The sequence below is a fragment of the Nocardioides carbamazepini genome (assembly GCF_024614185.1).
Classification (GTDB): Bacteria; Actinomycetota; Actinomycetes; order Propionibacteriales; family Nocardioidaceae; genus Nocardioides; species Nocardioides carbamazepini.
This window is the reverse complement of sequence record NZ_JAHTLF010000003.1, coordinates 209,619-224,684: the sequence shown is the minus strand read 5'-3', so window position 1 is coordinate 224,684 and position 15,066 is coordinate 209,619. Positions and strand designations below refer to the sequence as shown.

Here is a 15,066-nt window from a genome sequence, read left to right as displayed (position 1 = left end):
GGTCATGGCGTCGCTCAAGAAGGGCCTGGCACTGCGCACCGCCCAGCAACTCGCCCCGAAGGTCACCCAGCTGGCCCCGGGACTGACCCAGTCGTTCGTACGCGAGGCCCTGCACCGGGCCCTGGTGGGCGTCGGGCCGCTGCCGCCGGCGGCCCAGGCAGCGCGGGCCCAGCTCGAGGAGCAGCACGGCAACGTCGACAAGGCGGTGCGGGAGCTCATCGAGAACCACGTCGCGTACGCCGGCGTGGAGGGCCTGGCGACCAACCTGGGCGGCCTGATCACGGCCGCCATCGTGGCACCGGCGAGCATCACCGGGCTCGCGATCATCCAGTGCCGGATGGTGGCCGGCATCGCCTACCTGCGCGGCTACGACCTCGACGACCCGCGGGTGCGCAACGCGATCCTGGTCTGCATCCTCGGCGAGGACGCCGTGAGGTCGATGGTGAAGCGGCACCAGCTGCCCGCGCCGCCGATGGCGATCGCGACCGCGCCGCAGCACGACCCGACCCTGGACCGCACGGTGTCCACCGTGCTGGCGGGCGAGCTGATCGGCCGGGTGATCGGCAAGCGGATGGTCACCACGGTCGGCAAGCGGGTCCCGCTCGTCGGCGGAGCCGTCGGCGCGGTGACCGACGGCTGGAGCACCTACCGGGTCGGGCGCTATGCCGGGCGGGAGTTCCGGCCCCTGGCCTTGCGGTAGACCTCCAGCGCCTGGCGGCCCTTGCCGCTGCTCTCGAGCCGGTGCACGGTCCACTCCATCGACCGCATCAGCCGCGGGGTGCGGGCCCGGACCAGCTCGCGGCGGGCCACCTCGAGCTTGCGGCGCAGCCGCTCGTTCTCGGCATGCGCCTCGGCGTTGTCGAGCAGCAGCGCCTTGATCGCGTCGACGGCGGCCGAGGCCACCTGCCGCTCCGGCGGGTGGTCCGGGTCGACCCACTTCCCGCTCGGCGCGGGCGCACCCTGCAGGTCCTGCAGGTCGCCCACGACGTCGTACCCGCGGCGGGACAGCTCGGCGATCCAGCTGTCGGTGAGCTCGCGCACCCACGGGTACTGGTCCGGCGGCAGCCCGAGCCGCGCCGACTTGGTGCGCTTGGAGAGGGTGCGGTGCGCGAGCAGCTCGCGCACCAGCGGCCGGTAGTGCTGCGGCGGCAGGTCGCGGGCGGCGACCCGGTTGATCCGGCGGATCAACGCCGACTCGGGGACACCGAGGCTCGGGTTCGCACGCTGGGTGGTGAGCTTCAGGTCGAGCTCGGCGAGGCCGAACGCCGTGCTGAACCGGTCCCACAGCAGCTCGGGCGAGCCGCCCGTCGGCGGCACGGTGACCAGGTGGACCCGTTCCGGTGGGAGGTCGGCGCCCCAGCGGTCCAGGATGTCGGGGATCTCCTGCACACCCCAGAACCAGGCGCCGACCCGGTGCGCCCGCTCGGGGTCCTGGATCAGCTCGAGGAACCGGCCGTACCCGAACCGTGCCCGGTGCTTGACGTTCTCCTGCCACTCGGCGGGGATCTGCCGGACGAGGTCGCGCACGGAGAGGATCAGGTGGACCTCGGTGCCGCCGTCGCTCGTGTCACCGCCCGGCCGGTGGCCGAGCGAGGCGAGCGCCCGCGCGACCTGGCTGCGCGAGGCGGAGGCGAGGATCTCGTGGCTGATGATCGAGGTGCCGTCGTGCTCACGGACCTGCGCGGAGAGCTTGTCCCAGGCACCGACCGCCTCGGCCTCAAGCCCGCCCCAGCGCAGTCGCATCAGGTCGAGCGCCGCGAGGAAGTGGGCATCGAACCGGTCCGCCGGATAGCTGACGTCCTGCTTGAGCAGGCGGCTGCGGTTCTTGTAGAGCACGTCCTGGAGGTACGACGTCCCGGTCTTGGGCGTGCCGACGTGGAGCAGGACCCGCCGACTCACCGGGGTCCCCGCAGGGTAGTGCGGCCGCGCGGAGTCGTGCGGCGGCGGAGTGCAGCGGGGGAGCCGTGGAACGCGGTGGGCTGGTTCACGCGTCCTCCTTGCCCTGGGTCCTGGCTGTCGCGGTCACGGGGTCGAGGAGCAGGCCCAGCGCGAGGGACAGCACCTCGGCGTCGACCGGGACCACCGGGCCCGACTGCTCGGAGCCGAGGGGGCGCGGCAGCAGCTGGTCGAGGTCGCCGAGCACAGGGTAGCGAGCGGCGGCGAGGTCGTGCCGGGTGCGTTCGGCCTGGGTGCGCAGCCAGGTGTCCCACCGCGGCGGGAGGGTCGGCGGCGGTCCCCCCCGACCGTCGAGACGCTCGCCGAGGGTCTCGCGGAGCAGTCGCGGACGCTCCTCCGAGGCCACCAGCAGGCCGAGCGGCTCACCCACCCGGCGGACCAGGTCGACGGCATGGGCGCCGAGCCGGGGCGGCGCGCCGAGCCGGGGCACCCCGAGCTCGTCGGCCATCAGCCGGTCGTCGAGGACGACCCGGACCCGCTCGGCTCCGTACTTGTAGGCGGCGGAGCGCGCCATCCGCGCGACGTCGGCGCGCGGGGGGAGGTTGCCGGCGCCGGCGTTGGCGCGCACGAAGCCACGCCAGGTCGCGCCGCCCTGGTCGAAGCAGCGGGAGGTCCAGGCCTGGACGAGGACGGTCTCGAGGTCCTCGGCGAGGAGGTACGCCGTCGGGCGGCGCCCGCCCGGACGGTGGCCGCGCGCGGTCAGGTCGGCACGGACGGCGTCCGCACGCCACGGCATACCGACGACGACGAACGAGCGCACCCACGGCCGGCGTACCGACCGGACCCTCTCGACGAGGCTCGGCTCCGGATCGGGGACGGCGGCCGCGACCGCGACGTCGTCGGCGACCAGGGCGCTGGCGACCCGCAGCAGCTCGTCGTCGGCGAGGGCGTCGGGGTCGACGGGACGCGGGCCGAACTGCCCGGAGCTCCCGGCCTCACGGGACTGTCCGGGCTCGTCGACGCCCACCAGCGCCAGCTCGCTGCGTCCACGCCCGGAGACGCCGGCGCCGAGGACCCGGTCGGCGATGTCCGTCGGGACGGTGCGTCCGGCCGCGGCGGCGTGCAGGTTGAGCCGGCGCAGCAGCGCCAGCTGCTGGGCGCCCGGCAACTCTGCGGCCAGCGCGTCGCCCTCACCGGTGCCGTCGGTCGGCCACGCGAGCCACGGCGTCGTCGACCCGGCCCGCAACGCGGCCACCCAGCCCCAGGCGCGTCGTCGACTCATGGCCCAACGTTAAGGGTGCGTCAGGAATCCACGGAACCGAGGGGCGCCTGACCGGGTGAGGCCGTCGCGAGCGGTGCGCCGGTGCGTGCATGGCAAGGCGGCGGAGCGAAGTCGTACCCGGGTCGTCCGTCGAGCGACGCCAACGCCGCCAGGTGCGTGCCGGCGCGCCGCGCAGCAGGCCTCGTCCGGTCAGCCGCCCCTCATGGCCCGTACGACCGCGGACGGGCTGGGTCGACCGAGCTCGCCGGCCATCCAGACGCTGGCGGCGACGACCGCGTCGAGGTCGACGCCGTGCTCGATGCCGAGGCCGGTGAGGAACCAGACCAGGTCCTCGGTGGCCAGGTTGCCGGTGGCGCTCTTGGCGTAGGGGCAGCCGCCGAGGCCGCCCGCCGAGGCGTCGTACGTCGTGACGCCCGACTGCAGTCCCGCGTGGACGTTGGTGAGCGCCTGCCCGTAGGTGTCGTGGAAGTGGAGGGCGAGCCGCTCGGGGCCGATGCCGGCGGCGGCGAAGGCGGCGACCAGGGCGCGCACGTGGCCGGCGGTCGCGACGCCGATGGTGTCGCCGAGGCTGAGCTGGCCGACGCCGAGGTCGAGCAGTCGCCTGCCGACGGCGACGACCTGCTCGACCGGCACCGCGCCCTCCCACGGGTCGCCGAAGCACATCGAGACGTAGCCGCGGACGTCCATGCCGGCGGCCAGCGCGGCCGCGACGGTCGGCTCGAACATCTCGAACTGCGACTCGAGCGTGCGGTTGAGGTTCTTGCTCGCGAAGGTCTCGGTCGCCGAGGCGAACACCGCGACATGACGCAGGCCGAGCTCGACCGCTCGGTCCAGGCCACGCTGGTTGGGCACCAGGACGGGCAGCTGCCGGGCGGCGTCGCCGAGATCGGCGGTCAGGCTGGTCATCAGGTCCGCGGCGTCCGCGAGCTGGGGCACCCACCGGGGGTGCACGAAGCTGGTCGCCTCGACGATCGGCAGGCCGGCGGCCAGCAGGCGGCGGACGAAGTCGGCCTTCACCTCGGTCGGGACGACGGCCTTCTCGTTCTGCAGGCCGTCGCGCGCGCCGACCTCGTAGATCGTGACCTCCGTCGGCAGGCCCGGCTCGGGGACGACCATCGGCAGCGCCGCCATCACGCCTCCTCGGTCTCGACGACGAACAGCTCGGCGCCCAGAGCGACCTGCTGGCCAATGGCCGCACCGACGGCGGTGACGGTGCCGGCGTACGGCGCCTTCAGGGCCAGTTCCATCTTCATCGCCTCCACGACGCCGAGCACGTCGCCCTCGGCGACGGTGTCGCCCACGGCGACCTTGACGTCGAGGACAGTGCCCGGCATCGGCGCGACGATCGTGCCGTCGCCGGCGGCCGCGCCGTGGTCGGCACTCGCGTCAGGGCGGTGGAAGACGTAGCGCTGGCCCTGGTGGGCGAGCTCGACATGGTGCCGGCTCGCCCGGGCGATCGGGTCCTTCGATCGAGCGGTTCGACCACCGCCGCGCACCACCACGTCTCCGTCGGTGAACTCCACGACGACCGGGGCCGCGGGAGCGCCCATCCGGAAGCCGTCACCGGAGAAGGGGCCGCCCACGGCGGTGTTGGCGTCGAGCCAGAGCCGGGCCGCGACCGCCCGGGCGGGTGCCGGGTCGGGCGCCGGCACGTCGTGGCGGTCCAGCCAGGCGGTGTCGATGCCGCCGGGGACGGCGAACTCGTCCCCCGCCGCGAGCACCCGCAGGAAGCCGGTGTTGGTCGTCAGACCCAGGATCGCGGTGTCGTCGAGGGCGGCGACGAGGGCGCGCCGCGCCGCCTCGCGGTCGCGCCCGGAGACGATCACCTTGCCGAGCATCGGGTCGTACGACGTGCTCACCACCTGGCCGGACTCGAGCGCGTGGTCGACACGCGCGCCCTCCGGCCAGGACACGACGGTCGCCGTACCGGCCTGCGGGAGGAAGCCGCCGAAGGCGTCCTCGGCGTAGATCCGGGCCTCGATCGCGTGGCCACCGAAGCGCAGCCCCGCCTGGTCGAACGGCAGCGGATCGCCCGCGGCGACGGCGATCTGCAGCGCGACGAGGTCGGTGCCACTGTGGATCTCGGTGACCGGGTGCTCGACCTGGAGCCGGGTGTTCATCTCCAGGAAGTAGAAGTCGCCGGTGCTCGCGTCGAGGAGGTACTCGATGGTGCCGGCGTTCTCGTAGCCGACCGACGCGGAGAGCGTGACGGCCGACGTGTGGATCCGCTCGCGCAGCTCGTCGGCGAGCGCCGGGGCCGGCGCCTCCTCGAGGACCTTCTGGTGGCGACGCTGCACCGAGCACTCGCGGGTGCCGAGGTGGACGACCGTGCCGTGGCTGTCGCCGAGCACCTGCACCTCGATGTGGCGGCCGCGCTCGACGTACTTCTCGATCAGGATCGTGTCGTCACCGAAGGCGCCGGCCGCCTCGCGCTTCGCGGCCGCGACGGCGGCGTCGAAGTCGGCCGCCGCGCGCACGACGCGCATGCCCTTGCCGCCACCGCCGGCGGCGGCCTTGACCAGGACGGGGTAGGCGAAGGAGGCCGGGTCCTCGTCGACGGCATAGGACGGCACGACCGGTAGGCCGGCGGCGACGGCCAGGTCACGGGCGGCGTCCTTGCGGCCCATCTGCTCGATGACGCGCGGGCTCGGCCCGACCCAGGCGAGGCCGGCGCCGGTGACCGCCGCGGCGAAGCCGGCGTTCTCGGAGAGGAAGCCGTAGCCCGGGTGGATCGCGTCGGCACCGGACTCCTTCGCGGCCGCGAGCACCGCGTCGGCGTCCAGATAGCCCGGCACGCGCAGCGCGACGTCGGCGTCGCGCACGTGGAGCGCGTCGGCGTCGAGGTCGGTGTACACCGCGACGGAGCGGATGCCGAGGTCGCGGCAGGTGCGGAAGACGCGACGGGCGATCTCGCCGCGGTTGGCGACGAGGAGGGTCTTGATCTGGTTCGTCATCGCTGTCCTCATCACATGCGGAAGATGCCGTAGGACGGCTCGGGGACGGGGACGGCGGTGACGACGTCGAGCGCCATGCCGAGCACCCGCCGGGTGTCGGCCGGGTCGATCACGCCGTCGTCCCACAGCCGCGCGGAGGCGTAGTAGGGCGAGCCCTGCGTCTCGTACTGCTCCTTGATCGGCCGCTTGAACTCCTCCACGTCGGGATCGTCCTCGCGTCCGGCGACGGTGGCGAGCACGTTGGCCGCCTGGTCGCCGCCCATCACCGAGATCCGGGAGTTGGGCCACATCCACAGGAAGCGCGGGTCGTAGGCACGCCCGCACATGCCGTAGTTGCCGGCGCCGAAGGAGCCGCCGATGACGACGGTGAGCTTGGGTACGACGGAGCAGGCGACCGCGGTGACCAGCTTGGCGCCGTCGCGGGCGATGCCGCGGTTCTCGTACTCGCGACCGACCATGAAGCCGGAGATGTTCTGCAGGAACAGCAGCGGGATGCCGCGCTGGTTGCACAGCTCGACGAAGTGCGCGCCCTTGAGCGCGCTCTCGGAGAACAGGATGCCGTTGTTGGCGACGATGCCCACCGGGTGGCCGTGGATCCGGGCGAAGCCGCAGACCAGCGTCTCGCCGTACAGCTGCTTGAACTCCTGCATCCGGCTCCCGTCGACCAGGCGCCGGATCACCTCGCGCACGTCGTACGGCGTCCGGGTGCTGGCCGGCACCACGTCGTAGATGCTCTCCGGCGACTCGTGCGGATCTTCGACGGGCGCGTCAGAAAGGTCGCGGTTTGGGACCAAACCGCGCAATTCCAGGCCTCCAGCATGCGGTCTCTGCCCAATGGGCAGCGTGTCGATGATGCCGCGCAGGATCCGCAGCGCGTGCGCGTCGTCGTCGGCGAGGTGGTCGACGACCCCGCTCCTGCGGGCGTGCACGTCGCCGCCGCCGAGGTCCTCGGCACTGACGACCTCACCGGTCGCGGCCTTCACCAGCGGCGGGCCGCCGAGGAAGATGGTGCCCTGATTCTTGACGATCACCGTCTCGTCGGACATCGCGGGGACGTAGGCGCCGCCGGCGGTGCAGGAGCCCATCACCGCGGCGAGCTGCGGGATCCCGCGCGCGGACATGTTGGCCTGGTTGAAGAAGATCCGGCCGAAGTGCTCCTTGTCGGGGAAGACCTCGTCCTGCATCGGCAGGAACGCGCCGCCGGAGTCGACGAGGTAGACGCACGGCAGCCGGTTCTCGGCGGCGACGGTCTGCGCCCGCAGGTGCTTCTTGACCGTCATCGGGTAGTAGGTGCCGCCCTTCACCGTCGCGTCGTTGGCGACGACCATGACGTTGCGGCCCTCGACCCGGCCGATGCCGGCGACGACGCCGGCAGCCGGGACGGCGTGATCGTCGCCCGGCTTGCCGTACATGCCGTACGCCGCCAGCGGCGCCAGCTCCAGGAACGGGCTGCCGGGGTCGAGCAGCCCGTCGACGCGGTCACGGGCGAGGAGCTTGCCGCGGTCGGTGTGCTTGGTGCGGGCCGCCTCGCTGCCGCCCTGGCGCACGCGGTCGAGGCGCTCGCGCAGGTCGGCGGCGAGGTCACGGAGCGTGGGCTCGGAAGTCTCGGACACAAGGACAGGTTAATGACCATTAACCTGTTCGGCAATCCCTTGCTCCGATCAGGCTAGCGGAGCCGCAGCAGCGCCCCCGGCCCGAACAGCGGCCCGACGACGTACACCCGGTCGCTCACGTCGACGCCGCCCGGCAGGATCAGCTGGTCCGGCAGCAGCTCGACCACGCGCGGGCTCCGGCCGGGCCTGCGCACGAGGAAGAGCCCGCCGACCTCGGAGCCCGGCAGACCGAGCTCGAAGGCGAGCCAGCTCATCTTCGACAGCTCGAGCGCGTAGACGCCCTCCTGGCCGGCGGCCAGGTCCGTGATCGAGGTGAGGCCGTCGGCGTACCGCTTGCACGGGCCGCTCCAGGGATGCTCGGGGTCGCACACGGCATCCTGCGCGCCCGGCGCCACCCGCCAGATCTGCGAGGTGCCAGGGGCGGCCGGGAAGCCGCGCAGCTCGCCGACGTACCAGTAGCCGTCCGCCCCGACCGTGACCGACGTGGCCACCGCCTCGGCCAGGATCGGCGTCCCCGCCGGCGGCAGCGGCCCACCCTCCTCAGGCGGTACGTCGGGCAGGCCGGCCGGCACCTCCACGAGACGCGGCTTGAGGCGCGCCACCGTCACGATGCGTCCGTCGGGCCACACCCGGAGCAGGTCGTTGCCCGCCGCGTCGGCGACCAGCACGGTGCCGTCGCGCAGCGCGGCGAGGCCGAACGGGTTGCTGTCCTCGGGGAAGCCCTCCTGGTCCTCAGGGTCGGGGTCGGTCGCCTGGTAGGCCCCGATGTCGGCGACCGGCCGAGGCCCGTCCCACCCGGGCCGCCACTTGAAGAGCGTGGTTCCGGCGGCCGGCTCCGCGGCGGCGCTCTGCAGCATCCGCGCCGACTCCTCCGGCGGGGGCCCGGACGCGCCGGTGAGCAGGTAGATCGTGCCGTGGGGACCCTTGGCGATCGCCGGCGGGAAGTCGGTCGGCAGGTTGCCGAGGGGGATCACCCGGGCCGGCTTGTGCTTGCGTTCGACGACGAGGCTGAAGTCGCCGCCCGTCTCGGTGACGAGGGTGCGGCCCCGCCCCAGCGCGTCGATGCCACGAGGTCCGTCGAGCGCGGTGATGGTGGTCGGACCGTCGCCGCCGTCCCCGCCGCGCTTGGCCACGGCCGGCCCTCCGGCCGCCACGAGTGCGAGCGCCATCACCGTCGCTGCCACCCTGATCGCTGCCTTGCTCATGCCCAGCTCCCTCCGAGGTCGATGGCGCACTCTGCACCGTCCTCCTGCCTAGCAGCGTCGGACCGACCGCGTCATGACCCATCGAGGGGACGACCTGCGGTGATGACCACTAGCCTTCGGGGGTGACCGAGCCGACCCGCCGCGAGCAGATCCTGGCCGTGGCAGCCGACATGTTCGCCGCGCGGGGCTTCCACGGCGTCTCCGTCGCCGACCTCGGCGCGGCCTGCGGCATCTCCGGTCCTGCGCTCTACAAGCACTTCGCGTCCAAGCAGGCGATGCTCGCCGAGATGCTGACCTCCATCAGCGAGCGACTGCTCGAGGTGGGCCGCGAGCGGGTGGCCGCCGGCAGCGGCGACCCGGCGGCGGCGCTGCGCGGGCTGGTCGACTGGCACGTCGAGTTCGCCCTCGGCCACCGCCCGCTCATCATCGTCCAGGACCGCGACTGGGAGTCACTGCCCGAGGACGCCCGGGAGCAGGTCCGCCGGCTCCAGCGTGCGTACGTCGACCTGTGGGCCGACGAGCTCCGCGCCCTGCGCCCCGACCTCGACAAGGCCCGCGCGCATGCCGCCGCCCAGGCCACCTTCGGCCTCCTCAACTCCACCCCCCGCGCCGGCCACGGCATCCCCGACGTCGCGCTGCGGGACCTGCTCGGGTCGATGGCGCTGGGGGCGCTCGGGGTCGATGCGGCGGTTCAACTACCGAATTTGTCGTGAACCGACCGGACCATCGACGAATTCGGTAGTTGAACCGCCACGACAGGCGGATCAGAATCCCGGCTCGATCCGCTCCAGGATCGGGGCGAGGTCGAGGCCGGCGGGCAGGGTGCCGAAGGCGCTGCCCCAGTCGCGGGCCAGGCGGGTTGCACAGAAGGCGTCGGCGACGGCGGTCGGGGCGTAGCGGATCAGCAGGCCGGCCTGGAAGACCACCGCGATCTGCTCCACCAGCCGGCGGGCGCGCAGCTCGATGTCGTCGAAGTCCGTGAGCTCCTTCTTCAAGGCGGTCAGCGCGTCGTCGTACCGCGCATCGGTGCCGACGGCCAGCTCGGCCTCGGTGAAGAAGGCGTCGAGCGACTCCGGCTCGCGGCCGATGGCGCGCAGCGCGTCGAGGGCGGCGACGTTGCCGGAGCCCTCCCAGATCGACATCAGCGGTGCCTCCCGGTAGATGCGCGCCAGGTCGAAGTCCTCGATGTAGCCGTTGCCGCCGAGGCACTCGAGCGCCTCGTTGGCGACGACCGGGCCACGCTTGCAGACGTAGTACTTGGTCGCGGCGAGCGCGAGACGGCGCAGCGCGGCCTCGCCGGCATCGCCGTGGATGGCCCGGTCGTTGGCGCCGGCCAGCCGCATCATCGCGGTGGTGGCGGCCTCGGACTCGACGGCGAGGTCGGCCAGCACGTTGCGCATCAGCGGCTGGTCGATCAGCAGCTTGCCGAAGGCGGCACGGTGGCGGGCGTGGTGGGCCGCCTGGACCAGTGCGCTCCGCATGCCCGACGCCGACCCGATCACGCAGTCGAGGCGGGTCATGTTGACCATCTCGACGATGGTCTTGACACCCTTGCCCTCCTCGCCGACGAGCCAGCCGACGGCGTTGTCGTACTCGATCTCGGACGAGGCGTTGGACCTGTTGCCGAGCTTGTCCTTGAGCCGCAGGAACCGGATCGGGTTGGCCTCCCCACCCGGCAGCACGCGCGGGAGCAGGAAGCAGGACAGGCCGCCCGGGGCCTGGGCGAGGGTGAGGAACATGTCGGACATCGGCGCCGAGGTGAACCACTTGTGGCCGACGATGCGGTAGGTCCCGTCGGGCTGGGCCGTCGCGGTCGTGGTGTTGGCGCGGACGTCGGAGCCGCCCTGCTTCTCGGTCATCGACATGCCCGCGATCAGGCCGCGCTTGGTCTCGGGGTCGCGCAGGCCGAAGTCGTACTCGCGGTTGGTGAGCAGCGGCTCGAAGCGGGCGGCGAGCTCGGGGTTCGCGCGCAGGGCCGGAACGACGGCATAGGTCATCGAGATCGGGCAGCCGTGGCCGGCGTCGACGTTCCAGGAGTAGAACTTCGCCGCGCGGGCGACGTGCGCGCCGGGGCGGTCGTCGGCCCACGGCGCCGCGTGGATGCCGTGGGAGACGGCGGTCTCCATGAGCTGGTGGTACGCCGGTACGTACTCCACCTCGTCGATGCGGCGCCCGTAGCGGTCGTGGGTGTGCAGCCGCGGCGGGACGCGCTCGGCGAGCCGGCCGAGGTCGATGGCCTCGGGCGTGCCGGCGAGGCGGCCGATCGCGCGGATGTCGTCGAGGGCCCAGCCCGCCCCCTCCCGCTCGATGCCCTCGAGCAGCGCCGGGTCGGAGGAGGTGTCGTGGCCGACGAGCGGCGGGACCTGGTTCAGTACTTCATCCTGGCCATCGTGGGTGCTGGTCATGGCGATCATCCCTCGCTGTTCGTGACGTTGCTGGTGGCTGGTCCGTGGTCGTCGTACGGCGCGCCGTCGCGCTCGCGCACCGCCTGCCGGAAGCCCGCCTGGGCGGCGCGCTGCTGGAAGGCGTGGCCCTCGCGGGTGTGGCGGGAGATGCCGTCGAAGACGGTGCTGATCAACTGGCTGTTCTGCACGCCCTGGGCGAGCAGGGCGGAGTTGAGGGCGAGCTTGACCATCATCAGCTGGTTGAGGGGCATCGCGGCGATCCGCTGCACCAGCCGCTCGGTGCGCTCGTCGAGATCCTCGGGCTCCGGCGCCTCGATGGCGAGCCCCCACGCGGCGGCCTCACGGCCGGTGAGGGTGTCGCCGGTGAGCAGCAGGCGCTTGGCGCGCTGGTCACCGAGGCGGTGTGCCCACAGCCCCGCGCTCGGCACGCCCCAGACCCGGGTCGGCGGGTAGCCGATCTTGGCGTCGGCGGCGATCACGATCTGGTCGCAGTGCAGCGCGATGTCGGTGCCGCCGGCGACGCAGAAGCCGTGGATCCTCGCCACCGTGGGCTTGTCGGCGTGCAGCAGGCTGGCGAAGCCCTTCGTGAAGCGGCTCATCATCGCGTAGTCGACCATCGGGTCCCAGGTCCCGGCCGGGTCGTGGTTGAGCATCTGCACGGTCGGGTCCAGCACCGTGCCGCTGCGCGGTGCGCCGCCGGTCATGCCGCCGTCCATCAGGTGCTCGGCGCTGGCCGCGAGGTCGTAGCCGCCGCAGAAGCCCTTGCCGCGACCGCTCAGGACGATCACGTGCACCCGCGGGTCGAGGTCCGCGCGCTCGACCGCGTCGGCCAGCTCGATCGGCGTGTCCGGGGTGATGGAGTTGCCCTGCTCGGGCCGGTCGAAGGTCAGCCGCGCCACCCGGCCGTCGACCTCGTAGGTCAGGGTCCGGTACGTCGGCGGCGCGTCGCCCGGCGACGGGGCGGCGCGGTACGGCGAGTCCACGCCCTCGGTCGCGGCCCGGCGCCACGGAGCTTCATCGGCCATTCCTCGATGTTACGCATTGCTCCACAACCGTGTCCAGATGTGTAGCATGACGGGCATGGACGAGATCGCCCCGCTGTCGGCGCGCTCGGTGATGCTGAGCCTGCTGCTCGGGTCCCACCCCGACCGGATGAGCGCCGCCGAGCTGATCCGCGCGGGCGAGCACTTCGGCATCCCCGCCGCGACCGTCCGGGTCGCGCTCACCCGAGCCGTCGCCGCGGGCGACCTGCGACGCGATCCGGCGACCGAGGCGGGCCAGTCGGCCGGCTACGCCCTCGGCGAGCGGCTCGCCGCCCGTCAGCGTCGCCAGGACGAGGCCGTCCTCGACGCCGAGACCGCCTGGAAGGGCGCCTGGGAGATGGCGGTCGTCGTGGTCACCGGGCGCACCGGAGCCGAGCGCGCGGCGCTGCGGGAGCAGCTGGCGTCGTACCGCCTGGCGGAGCTGCGGGAGGGCGTGTGGACCCGACCGGCGAACCTGCGGCGGCCACGGGGCTATGCGGACGAGACGGTCCTCGGCACCTTCACGGCCACACCCGACGAGGACCCCGCCGCCCTTGCCGCCCGACTGTGGGACCTGACCACCTGGGCCCGGGAGGGGCGGCGCCTGCTGCGGCGCCTGGAGCGGACGACCGCGCCCGCGCCCCGGCTCGCCGTCGCGGCGCACGTCGTGCGCCATCTCGCGGCCGACCCGCTGCTGCCCGCCGCCCTGCTGCCGGCGGACTGGCCGGCGGGCGCGATGCGGACCGCCTACGCCGCCTATCAGGACGAGCTGCGCGAGCTGGCCATCTCCTCGTCGCGCTGAGCTCCACGGCGCGAGCTGGGCAGCTCCCACAGCGGCCCGAAGAGGAACCAGAGACCGACGAGCGTCCACGGCGGGCGGGTCCAGTCGAGCAGGACCCCGTCCTGGTCCCCGTCGGCGACGAGGGCGACCAGCCCGAGCAGCACGACCGACGCGATGGCCGCCGCGAGGACGACCCGGAACCACTCGCGCCACAGCGCCGCCATCCGCTCCGGTCCGTGCTTGGGCGGCTTGACCGGGGGCGGGCCGTCGGCGAAGCGGTGCGCGAAGCGGACGTCGGCCCAGCGCACGATCGACGGACCGAAGGCGACGGAGAAGCCGAGATAGATGCCGGCCAGGCCGTGGGTCGCACCTGCTTCGGCACCGCGGTGCAGGTCCGCCGCGACCGCGACCACGAGGGCGACGTCGAGCAGCGGGATCAGGGCGAGCGTGACGGTGCTCGCCCGGCGCCGGCGGAACACGTAGCGCAGCGCGAGGCCGAGCCCGAGCAGCACCCACAGGCCGATCTCGGAGGCGGCGATGAAGCCGGCGACGAACACGATCGCTCCTTTCGTAGCACGAGCATGCTAGAACCGAGACCGTAGCACAGTCGTGCTAATGTCAGACCATGCCGCGAACGATCGACCACGAGGAGCGGCGGCAACGGATCGGCGAGGCGGTGTGGCGGCTGGTGCTCCGCGAGGGCGTCGGCGCCGTGTCGTTGCGGACCGTCGCCGCCGAGGCCGGCCTCGTGCTCGGCTCGCTGCGACACAGCTTCCCGACCAAGGCCGAGCTCCTCGCCTTCGCCATGCGCCTGGCCCATGAGCGTGCCGCCGCGCGCGTCGCTCGCCACGGCCAGGTGCGGGACCCGCGCCGCCGGGCGGTCGCGGCCCTGCGTGAGCTGCTCCCCCTCGACGACGAGCGCACCGTCGAGATGCACGTCCACCTCGCCCTGCTGGCCGAGGGCCCGCGGCACGCGGAGCTGACCGCACTGGCCGACGATGCCCAGGAGGCGATCCGCGGGCTGTGCCTGCGCTGCCTCACCGACCTCCGCGATGCCGGCCAGGTCGCTGCCGATCGCCATCTGGGACGGGAGACCACGACACTCCACGCGCTGCTCGACGGGCTGGCACTGCACACGATGCGCGACCCCCGGCTCCGCCGCGCGGCCACCCGGTCGCTCGACGACCATCTCGACGCCCTGGCCCGCCCGCTCGCGTGACGGCGGGCGGTTCTCCACAGGCACGCTGACCGCACTGGCGCGGCCTACCTGCGGCGGTGACGATGAACGGCGTGAGGACACTCGGGAATCGCGCGGAAGTGAGGCACCATGGGAGTCATGACCAGTCTGTCGCCTGGCGCGGACCTGCTCGCGGGAATCCCCGTCGGCCGCGCGCTGACCGCGCTCGACGTGGCGGAGCTGTGCGATGAACGCATCCGATATGAGCTCATCGATGGCGTGCTGATCGAGATGCCCAGTCCCAGTCGCCCCCACCAACGGGCTGTCGTGCGCCTGATCGGTCTGCTCCTGGCGGCGGAGCCTCCCGGCGCGGAGGTGCTGACCGCACCCTTCGACATCCTCAGCGAAGACACGGCGGTACAGCCCGACGTCATCGTCATCCCCAAGGGGCCCACGGCCGCCCACGGCTACGTCGAGGGCGCACCACTGCTGGTCGTCGAGGTGCTCTCGCCGAGCACCGCCCTGTACGACCTCAACACCAAGTTCAAGCGCTACGAGCGCGCGGGCGTCACGTCGTACTGGGTGATCGACCCGGTCAAGCTGCGCCTGATCGCCTGGGAGCTGCGCGACGGTGAGTACGTCGAGGTCGCCGACGTCACCGGCAAGGAGTCCTGGACGGCCGAGCTGCCGTTCCCCGTCACCATCACGCCCGCCGAGCTGGTCGACTGACC

The 15,066-nt window shown here is 73.1% G+C and carries 14 protein-coding genes; 5 read left to right on the top strand and 9 right to left on the bottom strand.

Annotation, left to right across the window (positions count from 1 at the left end; genetic code table 11):
• Window positions 1-4: 4 nt before the first annotated feature.
• Complete coding sequence (locus KVF89_RS01575) at window positions 5-700, top strand: EcsC family protein (RefSeq protein ID WP_257422756.1); 696 nt, start codon at window positions 5-7, stop codon at window positions 698-700.
• Here the strand turns inward: KVF89_RS01575 and KVF89_RS01570 are convergent.
• The 6 genes from KVF89_RS01570 to KVF89_RS01545 form a co-directional block, all read right to left on the bottom strand.
• Window positions 661-1,899, bottom strand: a complete 1,239-nt coding sequence (locus tag KVF89_RS01570) for a hypothetical protein (RefSeq protein ID WP_257422755.1) — start codon at window positions 1,897-1,899, stop codon at window positions 661-663. The genes KVF89_RS01575 and KVF89_RS01570 overlap by 40 nt on opposite strands.
• Window positions 1,900-1,984: 85 nt before the next feature.
• Window positions 1,985-3,178 carry a hypothetical protein gene (locus tag KVF89_RS01565; protein WP_257422753.1) on the bottom strand — a complete coding sequence of 398 codons (1,194 nt, stop codon included), beginning with the start codon at window positions 3,176-3,178 and terminating at the stop codon, window positions 1,985-1,987.
• Window positions 3,179-3,367: 189 nt separating this feature from the next.
• On the bottom strand, window positions 3,368-4,309 hold the full coding sequence (locus KVF89_RS01560) for a hydroxymethylglutaryl-CoA lyase (RefSeq protein ID WP_257422751.1): 942 nt from the start codon (window positions 4,307-4,309) through the stop codon (window positions 3,368-3,370).
• Window positions 4,309-6,132 carry an ATP-binding protein gene (locus KVF89_RS01555; protein ID WP_257422750.1) on the bottom strand — a complete coding sequence of 608 codons (1,824 nt, stop codon included), beginning with the start codon at window positions 6,130-6,132 and terminating at the stop codon, window positions 4,309-4,311. The genes KVF89_RS01560 and KVF89_RS01555 overlap by 1 nt, the downstream gene beginning before the upstream one ends.
• Window positions 6,133-6,143: 11 nt before the next feature.
• Complete coding sequence (locus KVF89_RS01550) at window positions 6,144-7,745, bottom strand: acyl-CoA carboxylase subunit beta (protein ID WP_257422748.1); 1,602 nt, start codon at window positions 7,743-7,745, stop codon at window positions 6,144-6,146.
• 53 nt (window positions 7,746-7,798) lie between these two features.
• A complete protein-coding gene (locus tag KVF89_RS01545) occupies window positions 7,799-8,950 on the bottom strand; it encodes a ScyD/ScyE family protein (RefSeq protein ID WP_257422747.1) in 1,152 nt (383 codons plus the stop codon).
• A gap of 122 nt (window positions 8,951-9,072) precedes the next feature.
• Between KVF89_RS01545 and KVF89_RS01540 the strand changes: the two genes are divergently transcribed.
• Window positions 9,073-9,663 (top strand): TetR/AcrR family transcriptional regulator, encoded by a 591-nt coding sequence (locus KVF89_RS01540; protein ID WP_257422745.1) that lies wholly within the window; start codon window positions 9,073-9,075, stop codon window positions 9,661-9,663.
• 51 nt (window positions 9,664-9,714) lie between these two features.
• Here KVF89_RS01540 and KVF89_RS01535 read toward each other — a convergent pair whose 3' ends face one another.
• Both KVF89_RS01535 and KVF89_RS01530 read right to left on the bottom strand, forming a co-directional pair.
• Window positions 9,715-11,355, bottom strand: coding sequence for an acyl-CoA dehydrogenase family protein (locus tag KVF89_RS01535; protein ID WP_257422743.1), 1,641 nt, complete (start codon window positions 11,353-11,355; stop codon window positions 9,715-9,717).
• Window positions 11,356-11,360: 5 nt separating this feature from the next.
• The gene (locus KVF89_RS01530; protein ID WP_257422742.1) at window positions 11,361-12,380 is read right to left on the bottom strand and encodes a crotonase/enoyl-CoA hydratase family protein; all 1,020 of its coding nucleotides are present in this window, start codon (window positions 12,378-12,380) and stop codon (window positions 11,361-11,363) included.
• Between the two features lie 55 nt (window positions 12,381-12,435).
• On the opposite strand from KVF89_RS01530, the gene KVF89_RS01525 reads away from it, so the two are divergent.
• On the top strand, window positions 12,436-13,179 hold the full coding sequence (locus tag KVF89_RS01525; RefSeq protein ID WP_257422741.1) for a PaaX family transcriptional regulator C-terminal domain-containing protein: 744 nt from the start codon (window positions 12,436-12,438) through the stop codon (window positions 13,177-13,179).
• Here the strand turns inward: KVF89_RS01525 and KVF89_RS01520 are convergent.
• Window positions 13,137-13,715: a hypothetical protein gene (locus KVF89_RS01520; RefSeq protein WP_257422738.1), complete on the bottom strand. Its 579-nt coding sequence runs from the start codon at window positions 13,713-13,715 to the stop codon at window positions 13,137-13,139. The genes KVF89_RS01525 and KVF89_RS01520 overlap by 43 nt on opposite strands.
• A 68-nt stretch (window positions 13,716-13,783) precedes the next feature.
• Between KVF89_RS01520 and KVF89_RS01515 the strand changes: the two genes are divergently transcribed.
• Window positions 13,784-14,377 carry a TetR/AcrR family transcriptional regulator gene (locus KVF89_RS01515; protein WP_257422736.1) on the top strand — a complete coding sequence of 198 codons (594 nt, stop codon included), beginning with the start codon at window positions 13,784-13,786 and terminating at the stop codon, window positions 14,375-14,377.
• 117 nt (window positions 14,378-14,494) lie between these two features.
• On the top strand, window positions 14,495-15,064 hold the full coding sequence (locus KVF89_RS01510) for a Uma2 family endonuclease (protein ID WP_257422735.1): 570 nt from the start codon (window positions 14,495-14,497) through the stop codon (window positions 15,062-15,064).
• The last annotated feature ends 2 nt before the right edge of the window (window positions 15,065-15,066 follow it).

What these genes read in the sequence shown, in the direction of transcription:
- KVF89_RS01575 (WP_257422756.1), top strand. Translation starts at nt 5, where the DNA reads ATGGCGTCGCTCAAGAAGGGCCTGGCACTGCGCACCGCCCAGCAACTC.
- KVF89_RS01565 (WP_257422753.1), bottom strand. Translation starts at nt 3,178, where the DNA reads ATGAGTCGACGACGCGCCTGGGGCTGGGTGGCCGCGTTGCGGGCCGGG.
- KVF89_RS01560 (WP_257422751.1), bottom strand. Translation starts at nt 4,309, where the DNA reads ATGGCGGCGCTGCCGATGGTCGTCCCCGAGCCGGGCCTGCCGACGGAG.
- KVF89_RS01555 (WP_257422750.1), bottom strand. Translation starts at nt 6,132, where the DNA reads ATGACGAACCAGATCAAGACCCTCCTCGTCGCCAACCGCGGCGAGATC.
- KVF89_RS01545 (WP_257422747.1), bottom strand. Translation starts at nt 8,950, where the DNA reads ATGAGCAAGGCAGCGATCAGGGTGGCAGCGACGGTGATGGCGCTCGCA.
- KVF89_RS01535 (WP_257422743.1), bottom strand. Translation starts at nt 11,355, where the DNA reads ATGACCAGCACCCACGATGGCCAGGATGAAGTACTGAACCAGGTCCCG.
- KVF89_RS01530 (WP_257422742.1), bottom strand. Translation starts at nt 12,380, where the DNA reads ATGGCCGATGAAGCTCCGTGGCGCCGGGCCGCGACCGAGGGCGTGGAC.
- KVF89_RS01525 (WP_257422741.1), top strand. Translation starts at nt 12,436, where the DNA reads ATGGACGAGATCGCCCCGCTGTCGGCGCGCTCGGTGATGCTGAGCCTG.
- KVF89_RS01515 (WP_257422736.1), top strand. Translation starts at nt 13,784, where the DNA reads ATGCCGCGAACGATCGACCACGAGGAGCGGCGGCAACGGATCGGCGAG.
- KVF89_RS01510 (WP_257422735.1), top strand. Translation starts at nt 14,495, where the DNA reads ATGACCAGTCTGTCGCCTGGCGCGGACCTGCTCGCGGGAATCCCCGTC.